The sequence below is a fragment of the Amycolatopsis sp. NPDC050768 genome (genome assembly GCF_040654155.1).
Taxonomy (GTDB): Bacteria; Actinomycetota; Actinomycetes; order Mycobacteriales; family Pseudonocardiaceae; genus Amycolatopsis.
The window spans coordinates 310,670-328,044 of record NZ_JBFAHL010000001.1; the positions used below are offsets into that span (position 1 = coordinate 310,670).

Sequence of the window (17,375 nt, forward strand, 5' to 3'; positions counted from 1 at the left end):
CAGGCTGCGGTCATGGCCACGCTGTTACTCGTGCACCACACCCCTTCGCCGTCGATGCAGGCGATGTTCGAAGCCGTGCTCGCCGGCGCGAAGCACCCGGACATCGAAGGCGTCGACGTCGTCCGCCGCCCCGCGCTCGGCGCGACCGCGGCCGACGTGCTGGCCGCCGACGGTTATCTGCTCGGCACCCCCGCGAACCTCGGCAGCATGAGCGGCGCCCTCAAACACTTCTTCGACACCGTCTACTACCCGTGCCTCGACTCGACGCGCGGCCGTCCGTTCGGCGCGTACGTGCACGGGAACAACGACACGGCCGGCACCGCGCGCCAGCTCGCGTCGATCACCACGGGGCTGGGCTGGACACAGGTCGCGGACCCCGTACTGCTCACGGGGGAACCGGACAAGGCGGCGCTGGAAGCGTTGCAGGAGCTGGGTGCGACGGTGGCCGCAACACTCATGGGCTGACCGGCCCAGAAAATAAAGGGGCCTGTCACCGGAAGCCCTGGGGGTCGACCTCCGGCAACAGGCCAGATCAAGGGTTCGCTACGAGGCGATCAACCTTGACCACTCAAGCGTACTACAAATGGCTGATCACGGCGAGCCAGGCGCAGGACAAGATCCCGCTCCGGGTTCCGAACACCCCCAGAGTGCGGACGTGTCCGGAGCGGGACGCGGCCACTGTAAACCACTGCATACAGGCGGTGTCAACAGGTGCGTACAGTAGACACGCCGTTACCGATCCGGCCAAAAGTAGGCGGGCACCGAGCCGGGCGCTCTCGCGTCTGGCAACCATTCCCGCCGTGGCTGTGGTCGGATTGGTAACAGACGGCACAGTACTATCCGGACAAGGGGAAAGGGGCGGTGATGCCACGGCAACGCACCTTCGCGGAGAAGCTGAGCACGCTCATCGACTCGTCCCGGGCGGACGGCCGCGCACCGCACAGCTACCGGGAGATGTCGGCGGCGATCGAGCGCACGGGCGGGCCCGCGATGTCGCCGGCGTACCTGCAGCAGCTGGCGACCGGAAAGCGGATCAACCCGAAGATCCACTACGTCGAGGCGCTGGCGAAGCTGTTCGGGGTGCCGGTCACGTACTTCTTCGACGACGAGGACGAGCGCGTCTCCGGAGACGCGCCGGCCGTCGAGGCGAAGCTGATGGCCATGCGCGCGCAGGAGCTCTCGCCGCAGGGCCGCCGTCAGGTCATGGACCTGCTCGACCTCGTCGAGCGCTATGAGCGCGCCGAACGGGAAGGCCACAGCGGACCGTGAAGGAACGCGAACTCCGCAAACGCTGCCGGCGGCTGCTGAAGGACCTCGACATCAGGCCGCCGCTCGACGTCGGGCAGCTCTGCGAACGCCTCGGCGAGCGCCGCGGCCGCGCGATCCGGCTCATGGCCTACCCGCTCGAAGTGCCCGGCCCGTTCGGCTGCTGGATCGCGACCGCCTCGGCCGACTACATCTTCTTCCAGCAGGAAACGACGAAAGCCCACCAGGACCACATCATCCTGCACGAGCTCGGCCACCTGCTCGCCGACCACGAACCGGGCGGAGACGCGGAACCGGCCGATTTCCTGCGGGGCCCGGCCGTGGAAAGCCTCGACGGGGACACCGTGCGCCGCGCGTTGCGCCGCACCTCCTACGACGAGGCCCACGAGTGGGAGGCCGAGACGGTGGCCACGATCATCCTCGAGTGGGCGTCGGTGCTGAACTACACGATCCCGCGCGCCGCGGCCGACCACGACCTGCGGCGCATCCAAGGCACGTTGGGCGACCACCAGGGCTGGCTGTGACCGCTGCCTTCTTCGCCCTCTTCACCGCGGCGCTCGCCTGGCGCGTCTACCAGCTGGTGCGCTCGCCGCGGCTGCCGAACTGGGCCGTCACGGTCACCATCGCCGCGTTCGCGCTGGCGTTCCTTGCCCAGCAACGCGGGGTCACCACGTGGTTCGACGGCCTGACCGCCCCGGGTGGCGCGCGGCTGGCGAACAACGTGCTGCTCTCGTGCGGCGTCTGCTCGCTGCTGATCTTCTTCCTCGGCTCCGCGCTCGGCCCGCGCCAGGCGCGCCGCGTCGCGCTGGAGCTCGTGCCGCTGGCCGCCGCGATCGCCGTGATGACGTTCGCGCTGGCGATCACGCCGGTGCCGCTGCGGGGTGCCGCCCTCGGGCCGGACACGGTGCACGAGCCTGGGATCGCGTTGTTCTACTTCAGTGGTGGGGCGTACCTGATCTACGCGATCACGGCGTGCGCGGTGTGGATCGTGCGCTACCAGCGCGTGGCCGACCCGCACCTGCGCACGGGCCTGCGCATCGGTGCGGCGAGCCTCCTCGCGGCGGCCGCCGGCAGCGTGTTGCGGGCGCTGTACCTGGTGGTGGCGTGGGTGTTCGACGTGGCCGTGCCGGCGTTGCTGTGGCTCGGGGTGCCTCTGGTGATCCTCGGCAGCGTGCTGTTCCTCGCGGGCATCACCTATCCCGGTGTGCGGGCTCGCGTGGCGGCTGTGGTCCGGCGGCGCCGGCACCGGGCCGACCACCACCGCCTCGCTCCACTGTGGACACTCCTGGTGGCGGCTTACCCGAGCATCGTGCTGCGGACGCCGCCGGGCAACGGCCTGCGCGACCGGTTCGCCGTGCACCGCCGCTACTACCGGCGCGTGATCGAGATCCGCGACGGGCTGGTGCAGCTGAGCCCGTACCTGGAGACGGACCTGGCCTCACTCGCGGCCGACGATCCGTCCGCCGCGGCCGCGGCACTGCGGACCGCGCTGGCCCGCCAGGCCTCAGGTGAGGTGAGCGACGGGCGGGCCAAGCTCGTGCTGCCGGGCGGCGGCGCGGACCTGGAATCGGACGTACGGCCGCTGCTGTCGCTGTCGGCAACGCTTGTGGGAAAGGAAAACTGAACGTGGACACCCTGATCACGGCGGCCCGGGTGCTGCCCCGGCCCTCGACCCCGATCGACGGCGGCGCCGTGCTGGTGCGCGACGGCGAGATTGTCGCGGTCGGTCGGCCCGACGAGGTGGCCGCGGCGGCCGTCGACCCCGTGGTGCGCGATTTCCCGGACGCGACCGTGCTGGCGGGACTGTTCAACTCCCACGTGCACCTGTGTTTCGACGCCACGCGCGAGATGCTGCCGAACTTCCTGGCCAGTGATGACACCGATGTCGCGAACGGTGCGGAGGAACGGCTCGGGCAACTGCTGCGCAGCGGCGTCACCACCGTACGCGACCTCGGCGGCCGCACCGTGGTGAAGCCGGCCGGCGGACCGCGGGTGCTCGCGGCCGGGCCGCCGATGACCGTCCCGGATGGACACTGCCACTTCTTCGGCGGCGTGGTCTCCTCCGACGCCGAGATCCGCGCGCGGATCGACGCCAACGCGGCCGCGGGCGCCGACGTGATCAAGGTGATGGCGGGCGGCGGCCAGATCACGCCCGGTGGCGCGGAGATGTGGGAGTCGCAGTTCGACGCGCGGCAGCTCGGCGTGGTCGTCTCGCAGGCCGCGCGGCGCGGACTGCCGGTCGCCGCGCACGCCCACGGCGCCGACGCGATCGCCGACTGCGTCGAGGCCGGCGTCTCGACGATCGAGCACTGCACGTTCATGACCGGCCCGCAGCAGACCGACCTGCGCCCGGAGGTCGCGCGCCGCATGGCCAAGGGCGGCGTCTCGGCGTGCTCCACGAGCAGCCGCAACTGGCGGATGATGGTCGAGCGCATGGGCGAGGACCTCGCACGCCGCGTCTACGGGCGGCTGCCGTGGCTGGAGGAACACGGTGTGCGCCTGCTCTCGGGCACCGACGCGGGCCTGCCCGGCTCGACGTTCGACGACCCCGTGGGCGCGCTCGAGCTGTACGAATGGCTCGGCTTCTCACGGCGGCGAATCCTCGAGATCGCCACCGAGGACAGCGCAGCGGGCCTCGGCCTGGGCTCGGTCACAGGCCGGCTGGAGCCCGGGCTGGCGGCCGACCTGCTGGTGGTCGACGGTGACCCGCTGGCCGAACTGGCGGCGCTGGGCAAGCCACTGCTGGTCATGGCGCGGGGCGTCGCGGCTTCCTGAGCTGCGCGCTTACTGAAGTACTGGGTTGCTGAAGTACTTAGTTACTGAACAGGGTCGATCTTGACCTTGCTCACGCTCCCTTTCGATACGTCGGTGCATTGAGTACGCTGGCGTATCGAAAGCGGGAGGCCTGATGATCGAACCGACGGCGGACCGCGTGCCGCGCCGTCGCGCGGAGACCCGCCGGCGCCTGCTCGAAGCCGCTCTCCCGGTGTTCGCCGAAGAGGGCTTCGGACGGTCCACAGTGGAGCAGATCTGCGAGCGCGCGGGCTACACACGCGGTGCGTTCTACTCGAACTTCGCCTCGCTCGACGAGCTGTTCCTGGCCATGTGGGAAGGGCGGTCGGCGGCGATGATCGCGGCCGTGCGCGCGGCGTTCGACGCGTTCACGCCGGTCGATCTGCCCGACGTGCGGGCGGTCGTCGAGCGCGTGCTGCCCGCGATCCCCGTGGACGACGCGTGGTTCCGCGTGAGCGCCGAGTTCACCGCCCACGCCCTGCGCAACCCCAGCCTGCGGCGCGTGATGACCGCGCGCGAGGAAGCCATCGCCGAAGCGCTGATGCCGCTGATGGTCGAGCTGCTCGCGCGGGCCGGCCGCTCGATCCCCGATCCCGTGGCGCTGGGCCAGGCGCTCGTCGCGATGCACGACGGCACCAGCGTGCAATGCCTGATGGACCCCGACAACCCGCTCGTGTGGCAGCGGCGCCGTGACCTGTGCGTACAGGTGATCACGGCCTACACCGAGGAGACTTGAGGTTGGACGCCTTCGAAGCGGACGCGATCGTGGTCGGCGCCGGCCTGGCCGGGCTGGTCGCGACCCACGAGCTGGTGAAGGCCGGGCGCCGCGTGCTCGTGCTGGACCAGGAGAACCGCGCGAACCTGGGCGGCCAGGCGTTCTGGTCTCTCGGCGGGCTGCTGTTCGTGAACAGCCCCGAGCAGCGCCGGCTGGGGATCAAGGACTCCTACGAGCTGGCGTTGCGCGACTGGCTCGACTCGGCCGGCTTCGACCGCGAGGACGAGGACCTGTGGGCGCGCAAGTGGGCCGAGGCGTACGTCCGCTTCGCCACGTACGAGAAGCGCGACTACCTGCACGAGCTGGGCCTGCGCGTGACGCCGCTGGTCGGCTGGGCCGAGCGCGGCGGCGGCAAGGCGGGCGGGCACGGCAACTCCGTGCCGCGGTTCCACCTGACGTGGGGCACCGGGCCCGAGGTGGTGCGGGTGTTCGCCGAGCCGGTGCTGGCGGCGGAGCAGCGCGGCCAGGTGCGCTTCGCGTTCCGGCACCAGGTCGACGAGCTGGTGGAGACCGACGGCGTGGTCACGGGTGTGCGCGGGACCGTGCTGGAGCCGAGTGATCTGCCGCGGGGCAAGAAGTCTTCACGGGTCGCCGCCGGTGAGTTCGAGCTGTCGGCGCCGGCGGTGCTGGTGAGCTCCGGCGGCATCGGCCACAACCACGAACTGGTGCGGCAGAACTGGCCCGTCGACCGGCTGGGCCCGGCGCCGGCGACGATGATCCCCGGCGTTCCGGCCCATGTGGACGGTCGCATGATCGGCATCAGCGAGGCCGCGGGCGCGCGCGTGGTGAACCGGGACCGCATGTGGCACTACGTGGAGGGCATCCACAACTGGGACCCGATCTGGCCGGACCACGCGATCCGGATCATCCCCGGGCCGTCGTCGATGTGGTTCGACGCCAACGGGGTGCGGCTGCCCGCGCCGAACTTCCCGGGGTTCGACACGCTGCAGACGCTGAAGGCCGTGCTGTCGACCGGTTACGACTACTCGTGGTTCGTGCTCACGCAGTCGATCCTCGAGAAGGAGTTCATGCTGTCGGGCTCCGAGCAGAACCCGGACATCACGGGGAAGGACCTGAAGCAGACGTTGCTCAGCCGCGCCGCGAAGGGCGCGCCGGGGCCGGTGGACGCGTTCAAGCGCCACGGCGTCGACTTCGTGGTGGCCGACGATCTGGCGACGCTCGTCGACGGGATGAACAAGATCGCTCGCGGGCCGGCCCTGGACGTTTCCTTGCTGGAGCGCCAGATCGTGGCTCGTGACCTTGAGATCGGGAACCGGTACTCGAAGGACCTGCAGCTGATGGCGGTGGCCAACGCGCGCAAGTTCGTCGGCGACCGCGTCGCGCGCGTGGCGAAGCCGCACCGGATCCTCGACCCGGCGCACGGGCCGTTGATCGCCGTGCGGCTGAACATCCTCACGCGCAAGACTTTGGGCGGCGTGCAGACGGACCTGGACTCGCGCGTGCTGCGGGCCGACGGCACGCCGCTGACCGGGCTGTACGCGGCGGGCGAGGTCGCGGGCTTCGGCGGCGGTGGCGTGCACGGCTACAACGCGCTGGAGGGCACGTTCCTCGGCGGCTGCATCTTCTCCGGCCGCGCCGCCGGGCGCACCATGGCCCGGGCGGTGAAGTGACGCGGCGAACGACCGGCACCGTCCTCGACGTCGACGGGGTCGCAATGCACCTGCGCGAAGACGGCCCCGCCGACGCGCCGGCCGTGCTGCTCGTGCACGGCTTCAGCGGCTCGCTGCACTCCTTCGACCGCCTGGCGCCCCTGCTGGCCGACCGCTTCCGCGTGCTGCGTCCCGACCTGCGCGGCCACGGCTGCACGGGCGGCCACACGGGCCTCGACGCCGTCTCCCAGGCCACGACCCTGGCCGGCGCCCTGAAGCTGATCGGCGCCGGCCACGTGACGGCCGTCGGCCACTCCTTCGGCGCCGACGTGGTGCTGGCGCTGGCTTCGCTTTCGGGGACCGTGACCCGGACCGTCCTCATCGGACAGGCGCCGGACTACAGCCACGCCACTTTCCCGCCGGGCAACGGTTTGCTCGCGGCGCCGTTCGCCGGCCGCTTGCTGCACCGTTTGGCTTCGTCGGCCCCTGTCGGTTTCGTGTTGCGCCCTACCCCGCTGCGCCAGGCCCACGCCGACTTCTCCGCCACCAGCCCGGCCATGGCCCACGCCGTCCTCACCGAACGGCGCCGCCTCCTGGCCACCAACCCGCTCGACGCGCAGATCTCCGCGCTCGGCCTGCCCACCCTCGCGATCCTCGGCCGCCGCGACCGCCTCTACGACCACACTTCCGCCGCCACCCGCTACCACACCGCCGGCGCCGACGTCACCTTCCTTGATTCCGGCCACACCCCGTTCGTCGACCAGCCGGCCGAAGTCGCCTCGCTGGTCGCCTCCTTCTCCCTCCAGCCCTGACCCGGCCCCGCCGAGGGGGCGGGACCGCTGCAGCGGCTGCGAGGGAGACACGAAAACAGCCCCGCCGGGCTTTCGCCGGGCGGGGCTGTTTTCGGTGATCTACAAGGAAAAACTCAAGCCGGCGTAACCAGCCCACCCACGGTCGCGGCGACGTCGGCCAGCGCGACCTGCTGCTGTTCCCGCGTGGCCAGGCTCCGGACGGTCACGTTCCCACCGTCCCAGTCCTCCTGGCCCACGATCACCACGGCCGCGGCGCCGGCCTTGTCGGCGCGGGTGAGCTCCTTGCCGAGCTTGCGGTGCTCGATCGGGGTCGACGTGCGGAGGCCGGCGCGGCGCAGGGAGGTCGCGACCTGGCGAGCGGCGTCGGCGAGTTCCTCGGTGACCGGGATGACCATGACGTCCACCTCGGTGCGCGGGGCGGGCGTGAGGCCGTGGGTGTCGAGGAAGTCCATGAGCGTGACGTCGCCCATGCCGAAGCCGATGCCCGGGATGCGTTCCTTGGTGAAGAGCGAGGCGAGGTCGGCGTAGCGGCCGCCGCCGAAGAGGGCGCGGCGGTTCTTCGGCGAGGTGTCGAAGACCTCGAACACGGTGGACGTGTAGTAGGCCAGCCCGCGCACGATCATCGGCTCGAACTTCACCAGGCTCGCGGCCGAGCTGGACAGCACGCGCACCAGGTTCGACTGCTCCTTGACCTCCGCGGGCAGCTCGTCGAGCAGCGCGGCACCGGAGCCGAGGGCCTCGGTGAGCTTCTCGAACTGCTTGTCCGTGAGTCCGATCTCCTCGGCGGACGAAGCGTGCTCCTCCGCCGACGTCTTCTCCCAGCGGTCCACCAAGCCGAACACGGCCGGCAGGTGCTCCGCGGAGACGCCCACCACGTCGATGAGCGCCGACGTCAGCAGGTTCCGGTCGTTCACGCGCACGGCGAACATGTCCGAAGACGCACCCACCGACTCCATGAGGTCGTGGATCAGCTCGAACATCTCGATCTCGCAGTTCGCGCTCTCGGAACCGAAGATGTCCGCGTTGATCTGCCAGTGCTCCCGCACGCGGCCACGCTGCGGGCGCTCGTAGCGGAAGCAGTTCGGGTGGCTGTACCAGCGCACGGGGAACGACAGCGATTTCGCGTTGCCGGCGATCATCCGGGCCACCGACGGCGTCATCTCCGGGCGCAGCGCGAGGCGCTCGCCACCCTTCGTCGTCAGCGTGTAGAGCTGCTGGTCGGCGATCTCCTGGCCCGACTTCCGCTCGTAGATCTCGGCGGGCTCCAGCACGGGAGCGTCGTAGCGGAGGAAGCCGTAGCGCTCCAGGACGTCGTAGAGATGGCCGAACACCTGCGTGCGAACGGACATTTCGGCGGGGACGAAGTCTCGGGTCCCCTTGACAGGCGCGGTCGACAGGTATTCAGGCACGTCATCAAGCTTAACGACCGTGCCCAGCCGTTAAAGGAAGGCCACCCCGTACGCCGTGATGAGCACGGCCGCGCCGAGCAGCACGGCTCCGGCGGTGGTGATCGACATGCCGACCCGCGTGCGCAGCATCGCCAGGAAGAACCCGCCCGACTGCGCCAGCACGCCGAACAGCAGCAGGAAGCACGCCACCCACCGCAGCGAATCCGACAGCCCGCTGCGGTCGAGCACCTGCAACGCCACCAGCGCGAGTACGAGCAGCACCCCGGCGTGCGCGTGGCCGGCGCGGAAGAAACTCTTCTGCCGGTCGTTGAGCACCCCGCGCTTGAGCAGCCCCATCAGCGCGTAGCCGCCGTACATCACCGTGGGCAGCGACACGAGGGCGATGACGGTGAACAGCTGGACCGGTCCGTGCATGGCTTTCTCCTCCCAGAGCGTTCTGGAAGTAACCATAACACCGTTTTAAAACACTGTCACGCTACGCCTTTCGCAACGCCTACCGGCGCGCCCGTTCGACGTCGGCGGCGGCGCGGCGGTGAGATTCGGTCGTCGTCCCGGCGAATAGGGTCGACCGATGACTTCACGGCCTTCCGTCGAGCAGTTCCTCCGGACCTTTCACGACCGTGACCCTGGCAAGCAGTCGGTGAGCATTCGCGAAGTCCTGACTCCGGACGGCCGCACGGCGTATGAGGCGTTCGCCGACCGCGTCGGCGACGCCGATCGGGTGCTCGACCTCGGGTGCGCGGACGGGGAGCTGCTGTCCGTGTTCGCCGATCACGGAGCGCAGCGGTTGGCGGGGATCGATCTTTCGGTGAACGAGCTCGCGTTCGCACGCCGGCGGCCGGAGCTGCAGCACGCGGATCTTCGCGTCGGTCGGGCACAGGAGCTGCCCTGGGAAGACGAGTCGTTCGATGCGGTGGTGTCGCACATGGCGTTCATGCTGATGAGCGAGCCGGATCAAGTTGCGGCGGAAGCGGCGCGAGTGCTGGTGCCCGGTGGGCGGTTCGCGATCGCGGTGGGAAGCGGTGGTGCCGAGGAAAGTGCTGCCCTCGAGGTGTTCCGGTCGCTCGCCCTGCCGCTCTTTCGGGCTGCTCGCGGGCAAGGGTTGTTGCCGAGGTTCGGTGATCAGCGCAGTCGGACCAGGGAGGGTCTCGACGAGATCCTCGGGCCGGTGGGGTTCGCGCCGGTGACGTGGGAGCGGATCACCATCCGGCACCGCAGTACCCCGCTGGCGGTATGGCAGGACAACGCGGAGACGTTCTACGAGTTGTCCGTGGTGCCGAAGGATGAGGTGGCCGAGTTGCGGGAGAGGTTCCTGGCGGAGGTCGAACCGCTCGCGGTGGATGGCTTGGTGCCGTGGGCGATGGGGATCAACGTTGCTGCTACTCGGCTGGTGGGTGGTGGCGCGTAGTCGCGGACGGCTCGGGAACGAGATCGATCGCAGTTGCCGGGCGTGAGGTGGGAGGCGGAGCAGCCGGGTTCAGGGGCGCCGGCCGCTGGCGCTCAGGCCCTCGTGAACCTCAGCGTGAACGTCGCCCCGACGCCCGGAACCCCCGCCGCGGCGATGGTTCCGCCGTGGCCCGTCACGACTTCGTGCACCAGCGCCAAACCGAGCCCGAACCGGCGGCCCTCACCCTGGCCGCCGTGGGCGAACCGCTCGAACAGCCGCTCCGCATCCCGTTGCGCGAAGCCGACTCCGGTGTCGGCGACGCGGATCTCGACGTGCCGGTCGTCCGGGTTCTCCAGCGTCACCTCGATCGACCCGCCGGGCGGGGTGTGGCCGATCGCGTTGTCCAGCAAAGCCGACAGCACCCGCCGCAACGCCGCCGGCACGCCCGGCACCACGTCGAGCAGTCCCGGCGAACGGCGCACCTCGATCCGCACGCGCCGGTCCCCCGCGCGCACGGCTTCGGCCTCCACCGCCTGCTCGGCCAGCAGACCGAGCTCCACCGGCTCCAGCAATGGCCGCTCGTTGCACGCCTGCGTCGACAGCAGCAGGTCCTCCACGACTTCACCCAGCTCGCGTGTGCCGGAGACCAGCAGGTCCAGGTCGTCCGAGGGCACCGGCGACACCCGTGCCCGCCGCGCCAGCAGCTGCGCGCGCGTGTGCAGGCGGGTGAGCGGCGCGCGCAGCTCGTGCGACGCGTCGGCGACGAAGGTGCGCTGGCGCCGCAACGCCTCGCCCAGCGGCCGGATCGCGCGCGCGGCCAGGACGAAGCCGCTGAAGACGGAAACCAGCAGTACCACCAGTTCCGCGATCACCAGGCCCATCAGCAGCTGCTGCCGGTCGGCGGCCTGGTAGCGCTGGTCGACGAAGACCTGCCACACCTGGCCGCCGTGGTCGACGGCGCGGACCGTGAACGTCGAGCCGGCCAGTTCCTGTTCCGTGGTCACGGAACCGCCGGGCGGCACGGTGGGCGCGGGCGGCGGCACGAACGGCAACGCCGCGGGCACGTGCCCGGCCGGCGTCACCAGGAACACGCAGCCCGGCGGCGTCGCCGACAGGCCCTGGGCCAGCGTGTAGTCGATCTGCCGGTCGACCTCCTCGCCCTGGCCGTGCACCAGCACCCAGTACGCGATGGCGCCGGCGGCGAGCACGACCAGCGTGATCACCACGGCGATCTGGCTCGCGATCGTCCGCCGCGCGCGCCGCAGCGCCCGCGTGTCGGGATCGACGATCACCGTCACATGGCCCCGATCTGGTAACCCAGGCCGTGGACGGTCTTCACCACCTCGCGACCCAGCTTGCGCCTCAGGTAGTACACGTAGGTGTCCACAATGGATTCCCCCGTCGAGTCGGCGAACACGTGGGTGCGCAGCGCCTCCCGCGGGTGGATGGCCTTCGGCCGCTGCGCGAGCGTGCGCAGCAGCTCGAACTCGCGCCCCGACAACGTCACACGCTCCCCGCGGGGCAGCACGACCTCGTGGCGCAGCAGGTCGAGCGCCGCGGTGCCGAGCGGCAGGCACTCGGCACCGTCGAGGTCCCGCCGGCACAACGCGCGCAGCCGGGCCAGCAGCTCGTCGGTCTCGAACGGTTTCACCAGGTAGTCGTCGGCGCCCGCGTCGAGACCGTGGACGCGGTCGGCCAGCTCGCCCAGCGCCGAAAGCACCAGCACGCGCGCGGTCACGGCCCGGCGCCGCAGCCCGGCGAGCACCTCGAGCCCGTCCATCACCGGCAGCCGCCGGTCGAGGATGATCACGTCGTGGTGGCCGGTGAGGCCACGGTGCAGGCCGCGCTGGCCGTCGTGGGCGAGCTCGACCTCGTAGCCCTCGCCGGTGAGCAGCTCGGACAGCATTCCGGCCAGTTCACGATCGTCCTCCACGAGGAGCACTCGGGCTGCGCTTCCTGCCTCTTCGTGCACGTGTTCATACTCGCAGTCAGCGCGCCGATTGAACCCTCAACTTTCGTAGGGAATCGATCATTTACCCGCTGGTTGGGCCGAAAGGAGGAACTCCGGCAGCTGATCGGACGAGTACTTCTTCCGATCCCGCCGGTCGATCCAGCTCAGCAGCGGGGCGGTCATGATCGTGGTCACCAGGGCCACGAGCACCAGCACTGTGAACAGCGCCGGCGACACGATGCCCGCCTGCAGCCCGACGTTCAGCGCGATCAGCTGCATCAGCCCCCGCGCGTTCACGAGCACGCCGATCCGCAACGCGACCGGCTGCGGCTCCCCCGCCAGCCGCGCCGCGCCCCACGACGCCCCGAGCTTCCCGACGATCGCCACCACCACGCACAGCAGGGCGAACAGCAGCAGGTTCGGGTCGGCCAGCAGCGCGAACCGCGTGTTCAGGCCGGAGTAGGTGAAGAACAGCGGCAGGAACACGACGTTGCCCACCGGCAGCAGCTTCGAGACCACGGCGTCGGCCGCTTCGCCGCGCGGGAACGCGATGCCGGTGACGAAGGCGCCGAACACCGCGTAAAGCCCGATGGTGTCGGTGAACCACGCGGCGGCGAACAGGATCATCGCGGTGACGAGCAGCCGCTGGTCCACCGACATCCGCGGGCTGGCGAACATCTTCGAGAACACCCGCCGCGCCACGATCCACACCAACAGCGCGAACACCACGCCGCCGCCCAGCGCCAGCGCGATCGGCCCGGCCGAGCCCGCGTGCATGCCGACGACCACCGCCAGCAGGATCCACGCGAGCACGTCGTCGACCGCACCGCACGCCAGCGCGAGCGAGCCGAAGCGCGTTTTCGTCAGGCCGCGTTCGGTGATGATCCGCGCGAGCATCGGGAACGCCGTGATCGCGATCGCGACCCCGACGAACGCCGCCGACACCACCGGCGACACGCCCGGCTTGGTGATGCCGACCCAGCCCGTGCCCACCACGGCGACGCCGATCCCCAGCACGAGCGGAATCCCGGTCCCGGCGCTCGACACGGCGGCCACCAGCTTCGACGACTCCCGCACCGTTTTGGTGCGGAACTCGTAGCCCGCGCCGAACATGTAGAGCACGAGCCCGATCTGCCCGCCCAGGTACACGAGCGTGCGCACGGTGTCGGGGAACAGGTACGACTGGACGCCCGGCAGCAGGAGCCCGAGCAGCGACGGCCCGAGCAGCACCCCCGACACCATCTCGCCGACGACGGGCGGCTGCCCGAGCTTCACGGCGAGCATGGTCACGAGCCGCACCACCACCAGGATCACCACCGCCGCGAGGAAAAACGCGGGAGCCGCCTCTGACGCGGTCATCATTCGCCTCCGTGGTTCGCGAAGTAGTTCACGCACAAACGCTTCTGCCGCGCGTCGAGCACCATGTAGGTGCCGAACACGAGCTGGGCGAGGCTGCGCCACACGTCTTCCCAGCGATCGCGCACGGCGAGGTACGCCAGCGGGCCGCGGGTCGAGCGCGCCGAGCCGCGCGGGGTGAGGAACACCGGGCCGCGGTTGGGGATCGAGCGCGTGTGGGCCGCGCTCGACACGACGGAGTAGCGGCGCAGGAACTCCCGCGTCACCACGCGCATCGTGATCGGCGCCAGCCCGCGGGCCGGGCACGCGCGGTTCTGCGCGACGCCGAAGGGCAGGAAGTTCACGTCCTTCTTGGCGGGCGCTTTGCTGGAACCTGCTGCGTGCGCCGGGCACCCGACCGGCGGCTCCCAGCGCGACGGGTCGAACTCGTCGGGCCGCTCGAAGCCCGCGTGGTGGAAGTCGGGGTAGCTGAACAGGAGCACGGTGCCGGCGTCGATCGTCGTGTCGTCGAGCTCGATGTCGCCGGTGGTGATGCGGTGGGCGATGCCGAAGAGCGGGTAGGTGCGCAGGCCCTCGTCGATCACGCGGTCGAGGTACTCGTCGTCGTCCGGGTCGGCCGCCAGCCGCCGCTGCACGTCCGGGTGCTGCGCGATGATCATCAGCAGGTGCGCCATCGCCTCCGACATCTGCACCACGGCGGTATTGAAGAACGTGCCCTGCAGGTAGAACACCTGCTCGTCGCGCGTGAGCCGGGTCGGCAGCGCGTGCGGGATGTCGCCGAGGCGACGCCGCAGGTACTTCGTGAGCTTCGCGCGGCGGCGCATGTTGCGGGGCCGCACGCACTTCAGCGCCGACACGACGTCGTCGGCGTGGCCCACGATGAGGTCGCGCGCCTCGGGCGGGCACGGTTCGCCGAACACGAGCTCGTAGTACAGCTCGGCCCAGATCGGCATCATCTCGTCGCGCAGCCGGATCAGCCGGCCGTCGCCGACTTCCAGGCCGTCGAGCACGTGCTCGGCCACGCGGCGCGTGAGCTCTTCGGACTCCGCGCGCGTCTTCACGAGGATATGGCGCGTGGTCTTGGCGACCTCGTCGTAGCGCGGCCCCGCCTCCAGGTGCTCCTGGTGGACCTCCGGGCCGGGCGCGAGCCAGTACCAGAACAGGTCCGACAGCGCCGCGCCCTTGCTGCGCCCGTTGGCCGCCGGGTCGGCGTACACGCGGCGGAAGTTCTTCACGCCCACGCGCTCGCCGGGGATCGGCAGGCCTTCGTCGCCGTTGACCAGCGCGAAGATCTTCACCCGCAACGCGACCACGCGGCCGGGCAGCCATTTCGGCAGCGAACCGACGAGCCCAGCCGCCAGCGCGGCCGTGAGCAGCCGCCTCATCGGACGAGGTCCGCGGTCAGGTCGCCGAGCGCGGCGGCCCCGCACAGCGCGAGCGTGTGGTCGGTCTCTTCCCGGAGGCGTTCCAGCACTTCCGTCACCCCTTCCTCACCCGCCGCGGCGAGGCCCCACACCACGGGCCGGCCGACGCCGACGGCGGTGGCGCCCAGCGCGAGCGCCTTCACCACGTCGGTGCCCCGCCGCACGCCGCCGTCGAGCACGAGCGGGATCGCGCCCGCCACGGCCTCGGCCAGCGCGGGCAAAGCGTCCACAGTAGACACGGCGGTGTCGAGCTGACGGCCGCCGTGGTTCGACACCACGAGCCCGTCGACGCCGGCCCCGACCGCGAGGCGGGCGTCGTCCGGGTGCAGCACTCCCTTGAGCAGCACGGGAAGCGCCGTCGTGCGCTTGAGCCACGCCACGTGCTCCCACGTGAACTCGGCCGACATCTCGATGTCGCGCACACGGCCCGAACCGTCGCGCAGGTTCTCCACAACCAGCCCGGGCGGCAGGTCGTGGAAGCCGTTGCGGTGGTCGCGTTCCCGCCGGCCGAACACCGGCGAGTCGACCGTGACCACGAACGCCCGCACGCCCGCGCGTTCGGCCCGGCGCACCACGGACTCCGTGAACTCCAGGTCCGGCTGCAAGTACAGCTGGAACCACAGCGCCGGGTCGGCCGCGGCCTGGCGCGCGGCGTCGGCGATGTCCTCCACGGCCGTGGTCGCGGCCATGCTCACCACCAGCACCGTGCCGGCTTTCGCGACCGCCTTCGCCGTCGCCAGTTCGCCGTCGGTGTCCGCCAACCGGTGGAACGCCGTCGGCGACACCAGCACCGGCATCGACAGCGGCGAGCCGACCAGCTCCGTCGCGAGGTCGCGCTTGGCCGCGCCCCGCAGTACGCGGGGCACGAGCACACGCCGGGAGAACGCCTCTTCGTTGGCCCGCAGCGTCAGCTCGTCGCCGGCGGCACCCGCGTAGAAGTCGTAGTGCGCCGGGTCGAGCCGCTCGCGCGCCGCGGCTTCGAGTTCCGCGATCGTGCGCACGGGTCAGGCCAGCTGGTCGGTGAAGAACTTCGTGAGCGCGTCCACGTGCACGGGGCGGTCCCACTCGTTCTCGAGGTTCTCCGTCACGTGGTGGGTCGCCACGAGCTCGCCGCGCCGGTAGTGGCGGACGATCGGGTGCAGGTAGTGGCCCTCGCCGTTGTCGTTGGCGACGTCCTGGCTCGCGCGCTTCACGGTGAAGTCGAACGGGTCGACCTTGTCGTGGTCCGGGCCGTAGTCGAGCGTGATGAGGAAGGCGTTTTCGGCGCCGTTGAGCGGAGAGTCGGCGAAGCGGGCCACCGGCATCTCTTCGAGGTAGCGGGCCTGGCCGCCCTCGACGATGAGGATGTCGGCGAGGAAACCGAACTGCTGGAACAGCCCGGAGGTCCGGTTGATCCGCTTGAGCACGGCGTCGACCAGCTCGCCGGTCTCGGCCTTGAGCACGGTCTGCGGCCACTCGTTGTCGTGGTAGCGCTCTTCGAGCACCTTCGACAGCGCGCGCACGCCGTAGCGGAAGCCGTGGATGAACCCGCTGGTGGCCTTCTTGAAGTCGCGGGCCTGCGTGATCGTGCCGGCGAAGTACAGGCCGGGCACGTTCACCGACTCCCACGACGACGTCTGCGCCGGGAAGCGGTCGTTGATCGTGAGCTCGGGGCGGCAGTCCTCGTCGAACATCGAGGCGTCGAAGCGGAAGCCGGTGGCGGCGATCACGCGGTCGTAGCGGATCTCCTTCACGACCTCGTCGGCGCGGGCGAAGGCGAACTTCACGTGGTAGCCGTCTTCGTCCTTGCGGATCTCCCGCACGTCGCCGTCGAGGATCGCGTGCTGCAGCTTGAGCTGGTACATGTCGAGCACGCCGGCGTTGAACGCGCGCAGGTGGCCGACGAAGTGCGTGCGCCAGGCGAGCTTCACCGGGCGCGGACCGGCCACGTGCAGCACGGCCGCGTACGCGTTGATGCTGTCGGCGGTCTCGAAGGCCGAGTTGGCCTTGCCGAGGATGAGCACGCGCTTGTTGGTGAACTGCGCGGGGTCGGTGTCGAAGTCTGCGTACTGGTCCACGAGCTCCATGCCCGGAACGTCGGGGATGTACGGCTTCGTCACACCGGTCGCCATGATCAGGCGCTTGGTGGTGAACGCGACTCCGTCGCCGTCGGTGATCGTGAAGAGAGCGCTTTCCTTGTCACGGCTGATCCGCGTCACCCGGGTGCCGTAGCGGATGGCGATCTTGTGCTTCGCCGCGTAGTCGGCGGTGTAGCGCACGAACGTCTCGGCCGGCGGGAAGAGCTCGGCGCTGTAGTCGGTGAACAACAGGGGGTCGGGACCGTCGTCGAGGAGTGAATTCCAGTCGACGCGCAGGTTGAGCTCCGGGTCGGTCCAGCCCGTGTGCTTCTTGTTCACCGAGATCAGCGTGCGGTGGCGCGGGAACCTCGTGAAGAACGTGGCCGGCGTGGGGCCGGCTTCGAGCAAGAGGTAGCGGTGACCCGCCTGTTCGAGCTGCCGGCCGAGCTGCAGGCCCGCGGGCCCCGCGCCGACCACCAGATAGTCCAGAACGTCGTCCACCACACCGGCCTCCAGCCTCGATCTTCGCCTGACG

The 17,375-nt window shown here is 70.5% G+C and carries 17 protein-coding genes; 9 read left to right on the top strand and 8 right to left on the bottom strand.

What is annotated here, in order from left to right:
• The first annotated feature begins 12 nt into the window (after positions 1–12).
• The 8 genes from AB0H62_RS01545 to AB0H62_RS01580 all read left to right on the top strand — a co-directional run bounded on the left by AB0H62_RS01545 (position 13) and on the right by AB0H62_RS01580 (position 7,256).
• The gene (locus AB0H62_RS01545; protein WP_360583500.1) at positions 13–465 is read left to right on the top strand and encodes an NAD(P)H-dependent oxidoreductase; all 453 of its coding nucleotides are present in this window, start codon (positions 13–15) and stop codon (positions 463–465) included.
• A 399-nt stretch (positions 466–864) separates the two neighbouring features.
• On the top strand, positions 865–1,269 hold the full coding sequence (locus AB0H62_RS01550; protein WP_220246275.1) for a helix-turn-helix transcriptional regulator: 405 nt from the start codon (positions 865–867) through the stop codon (positions 1,267–1,269).
• Positions 1,266–1,790: a hypothetical protein gene (locus AB0H62_RS01555; RefSeq protein ID WP_360583502.1), complete on the top strand. Its 525-nt coding sequence runs from the start codon at positions 1,266–1,268 to the stop codon at positions 1,788–1,790. Before AB0H62_RS01550 ends, AB0H62_RS01555 begins: the two co-directional genes overlap by 4 nt.
• The gene (locus tag AB0H62_RS01560) at positions 1,787–2,890 is read left to right on the top strand and encodes an MAB_1171c family putative transporter (protein WP_360583504.1); all 1,104 of its coding nucleotides are present in this window, start codon (positions 1,787–1,789) and stop codon (positions 2,888–2,890) included. The genes AB0H62_RS01555 and AB0H62_RS01560 overlap by 4 nt, the downstream gene beginning before the upstream one ends.
• A gap of 2 nt (positions 2,891–2,892) precedes the next feature.
• A complete protein-coding gene (locus tag AB0H62_RS01565) occupies positions 2,893–4,041 on the top strand; it encodes an amidohydrolase family protein (RefSeq protein ID WP_360583506.1) in 1,149 nt (382 codons plus the stop codon).
• A 133-nt stretch (positions 4,042–4,174) separates the two neighbouring features.
• On the top strand, positions 4,175–4,795 hold the full coding sequence (locus tag AB0H62_RS01570) for a TetR/AcrR family transcriptional regulator (RefSeq protein ID WP_360583509.1): 621 nt from the start codon (positions 4,175–4,177) through the stop codon (positions 4,793–4,795).
• A 2-nt stretch (positions 4,796–4,797) separates the two neighbouring features.
• Positions 4,798–6,465: an FAD-binding dehydrogenase gene (locus AB0H62_RS01575; protein WP_360583511.1), complete on the top strand. Its 1,668-nt coding sequence runs from the start codon at positions 4,798–4,800 to the stop codon at positions 6,463–6,465.
• Positions 6,462–7,256, top strand: a complete 795-nt coding sequence (locus AB0H62_RS01580) for an alpha/beta hydrolase (protein ID WP_360583513.1) — start codon at positions 6,462–6,464, stop codon at positions 7,254–7,256. The genes AB0H62_RS01575 and AB0H62_RS01580 overlap by 4 nt, the downstream gene beginning before the upstream one ends.
• 113 nt (positions 7,257–7,369) lie before the next feature.
• Here the strand turns inward: AB0H62_RS01580 and hisS are convergent, their stop codons facing one another.
• Positions 7,370–8,665, bottom strand: coding sequence for a histidine--tRNA ligase (gene hisS, locus AB0H62_RS01585; protein ID WP_220246270.1), 1,296 nt, complete (start codon positions 8,663–8,665; stop codon positions 7,370–7,372).
• 30 nt (positions 8,666–8,695) lie between these two features.
• Entirely contained in the window at positions 8,696–9,079 is a 384-nt protein-coding gene (locus tag AB0H62_RS01590; protein ID WP_360583515.1) for a hypothetical protein, read from the bottom strand.
• A 157-nt stretch (positions 9,080–9,236) separates the two neighbouring features.
• Here AB0H62_RS01590 and AB0H62_RS01595 point away from each other — a divergent pair, with 157 nt between their 5' ends.
• Positions 9,237–10,073, top strand: a complete 837-nt coding sequence (locus AB0H62_RS01595; RefSeq protein WP_360583517.1) for a class I SAM-dependent methyltransferase — start codon at positions 9,237–9,239, stop codon at positions 10,071–10,073.
• Between the two features lie 92 nt (positions 10,074–10,165).
• On the opposite strand, the gene AB0H62_RS01600 is transcribed toward AB0H62_RS01595, so the two are convergent.
• From AB0H62_RS01600 to AB0H62_RS01625, 6 genes are all read right to left on the bottom strand, one after another.
• Positions 10,166–11,344: a HAMP domain-containing sensor histidine kinase gene (locus tag AB0H62_RS01600; protein ID WP_220246267.1), complete on the bottom strand. Its 1,179-nt coding sequence runs from the start codon at positions 11,342–11,344 to the stop codon at positions 10,166–10,168.
• A 2-nt stretch (positions 11,345–11,346) separates the two neighbouring features.
• Positions 11,347–11,994 carry a response regulator transcription factor gene (locus AB0H62_RS01605; RefSeq protein WP_360583519.1) on the bottom strand — a complete coding sequence of 216 codons (648 nt, stop codon included), beginning with the start codon at positions 11,992–11,994 and terminating at the stop codon, positions 11,347–11,349.
• Positions 11,995–12,081: 87 nt separating this feature from the next.
• On the bottom strand, positions 12,082–13,362 hold the full coding sequence (locus AB0H62_RS01610; protein ID WP_220246265.1) for a cation:proton antiporter: 1,281 nt from the start codon (positions 13,360–13,362) through the stop codon (positions 12,082–12,084).
• Entirely contained in the window at positions 13,362–14,744 is a 1,383-nt protein-coding gene (locus AB0H62_RS01615; RefSeq protein WP_360583521.1) for a cytochrome P450, read from the bottom strand. The genes AB0H62_RS01610 and AB0H62_RS01615 overlap by 1 nt, the downstream gene beginning before the upstream one ends.
• Positions 14,741–15,784: an alpha-hydroxy acid oxidase gene (locus AB0H62_RS01620; protein WP_360583523.1), complete on the bottom strand. Its 1,044-nt coding sequence runs from the start codon at positions 15,782–15,784 to the stop codon at positions 14,741–14,743. Before AB0H62_RS01620 ends, AB0H62_RS01615 begins: the two co-directional genes overlap by 4 nt.
• 3 nt (positions 15,785–15,787) lie before the next feature.
• Positions 15,788–17,344 carry an NAD(P)-binding domain-containing protein gene (locus AB0H62_RS01625; RefSeq protein WP_360583525.1) on the bottom strand — a complete coding sequence of 519 codons (1,557 nt, stop codon included), beginning with the start codon at positions 17,342–17,344 and terminating at the stop codon, positions 15,788–15,790.
• Positions 17,345–17,375 lie beyond the last annotated feature (31 nt).

What these genes read in the sequence shown, in the direction of transcription:
- AB0H62_RS01545 (WP_360583500.1), top strand. Translation starts at nt 13, where the DNA reads ATGGCCACGCTGTTACTCGTGCACCACACCCCTTCGCCGTCGATGCAG.
- AB0H62_RS01550 (WP_220246275.1), top strand. Translation starts at nt 865, where the DNA reads ATGCCACGGCAACGCACCTTCGCGGAGAAGCTGAGCACGCTCATCGAC.
- AB0H62_RS01570 (WP_360583509.1), top strand. Translation starts at nt 4,175, where the DNA reads ATGATCGAACCGACGGCGGACCGCGTGCCGCGCCGTCGCGCGGAGACC.
- AB0H62_RS01590 (WP_360583515.1), bottom strand. Translation starts at nt 9,079, where the DNA reads ATGCACGGACCGGTCCAGCTGTTCACCGTCATCGCCCTCGTGTCGCTG.
- AB0H62_RS01595 (WP_360583517.1), top strand. Translation starts at nt 9,237, where the DNA reads ATGACTTCACGGCCTTCCGTCGAGCAGTTCCTCCGGACCTTTCACGAC.
- AB0H62_RS01610 (WP_220246265.1), bottom strand. Translation starts at nt 13,362, where the DNA reads ATGACCGCGTCAGAGGCGGCTCCCGCGTTTTTCCTCGCGGCGGTGGTG.
- AB0H62_RS01615 (WP_360583521.1), bottom strand. Translation starts at nt 14,744, where the DNA reads ATGAGGCGGCTGCTCACGGCCGCGCTGGCGGCTGGGCTCGTCGGTTCG.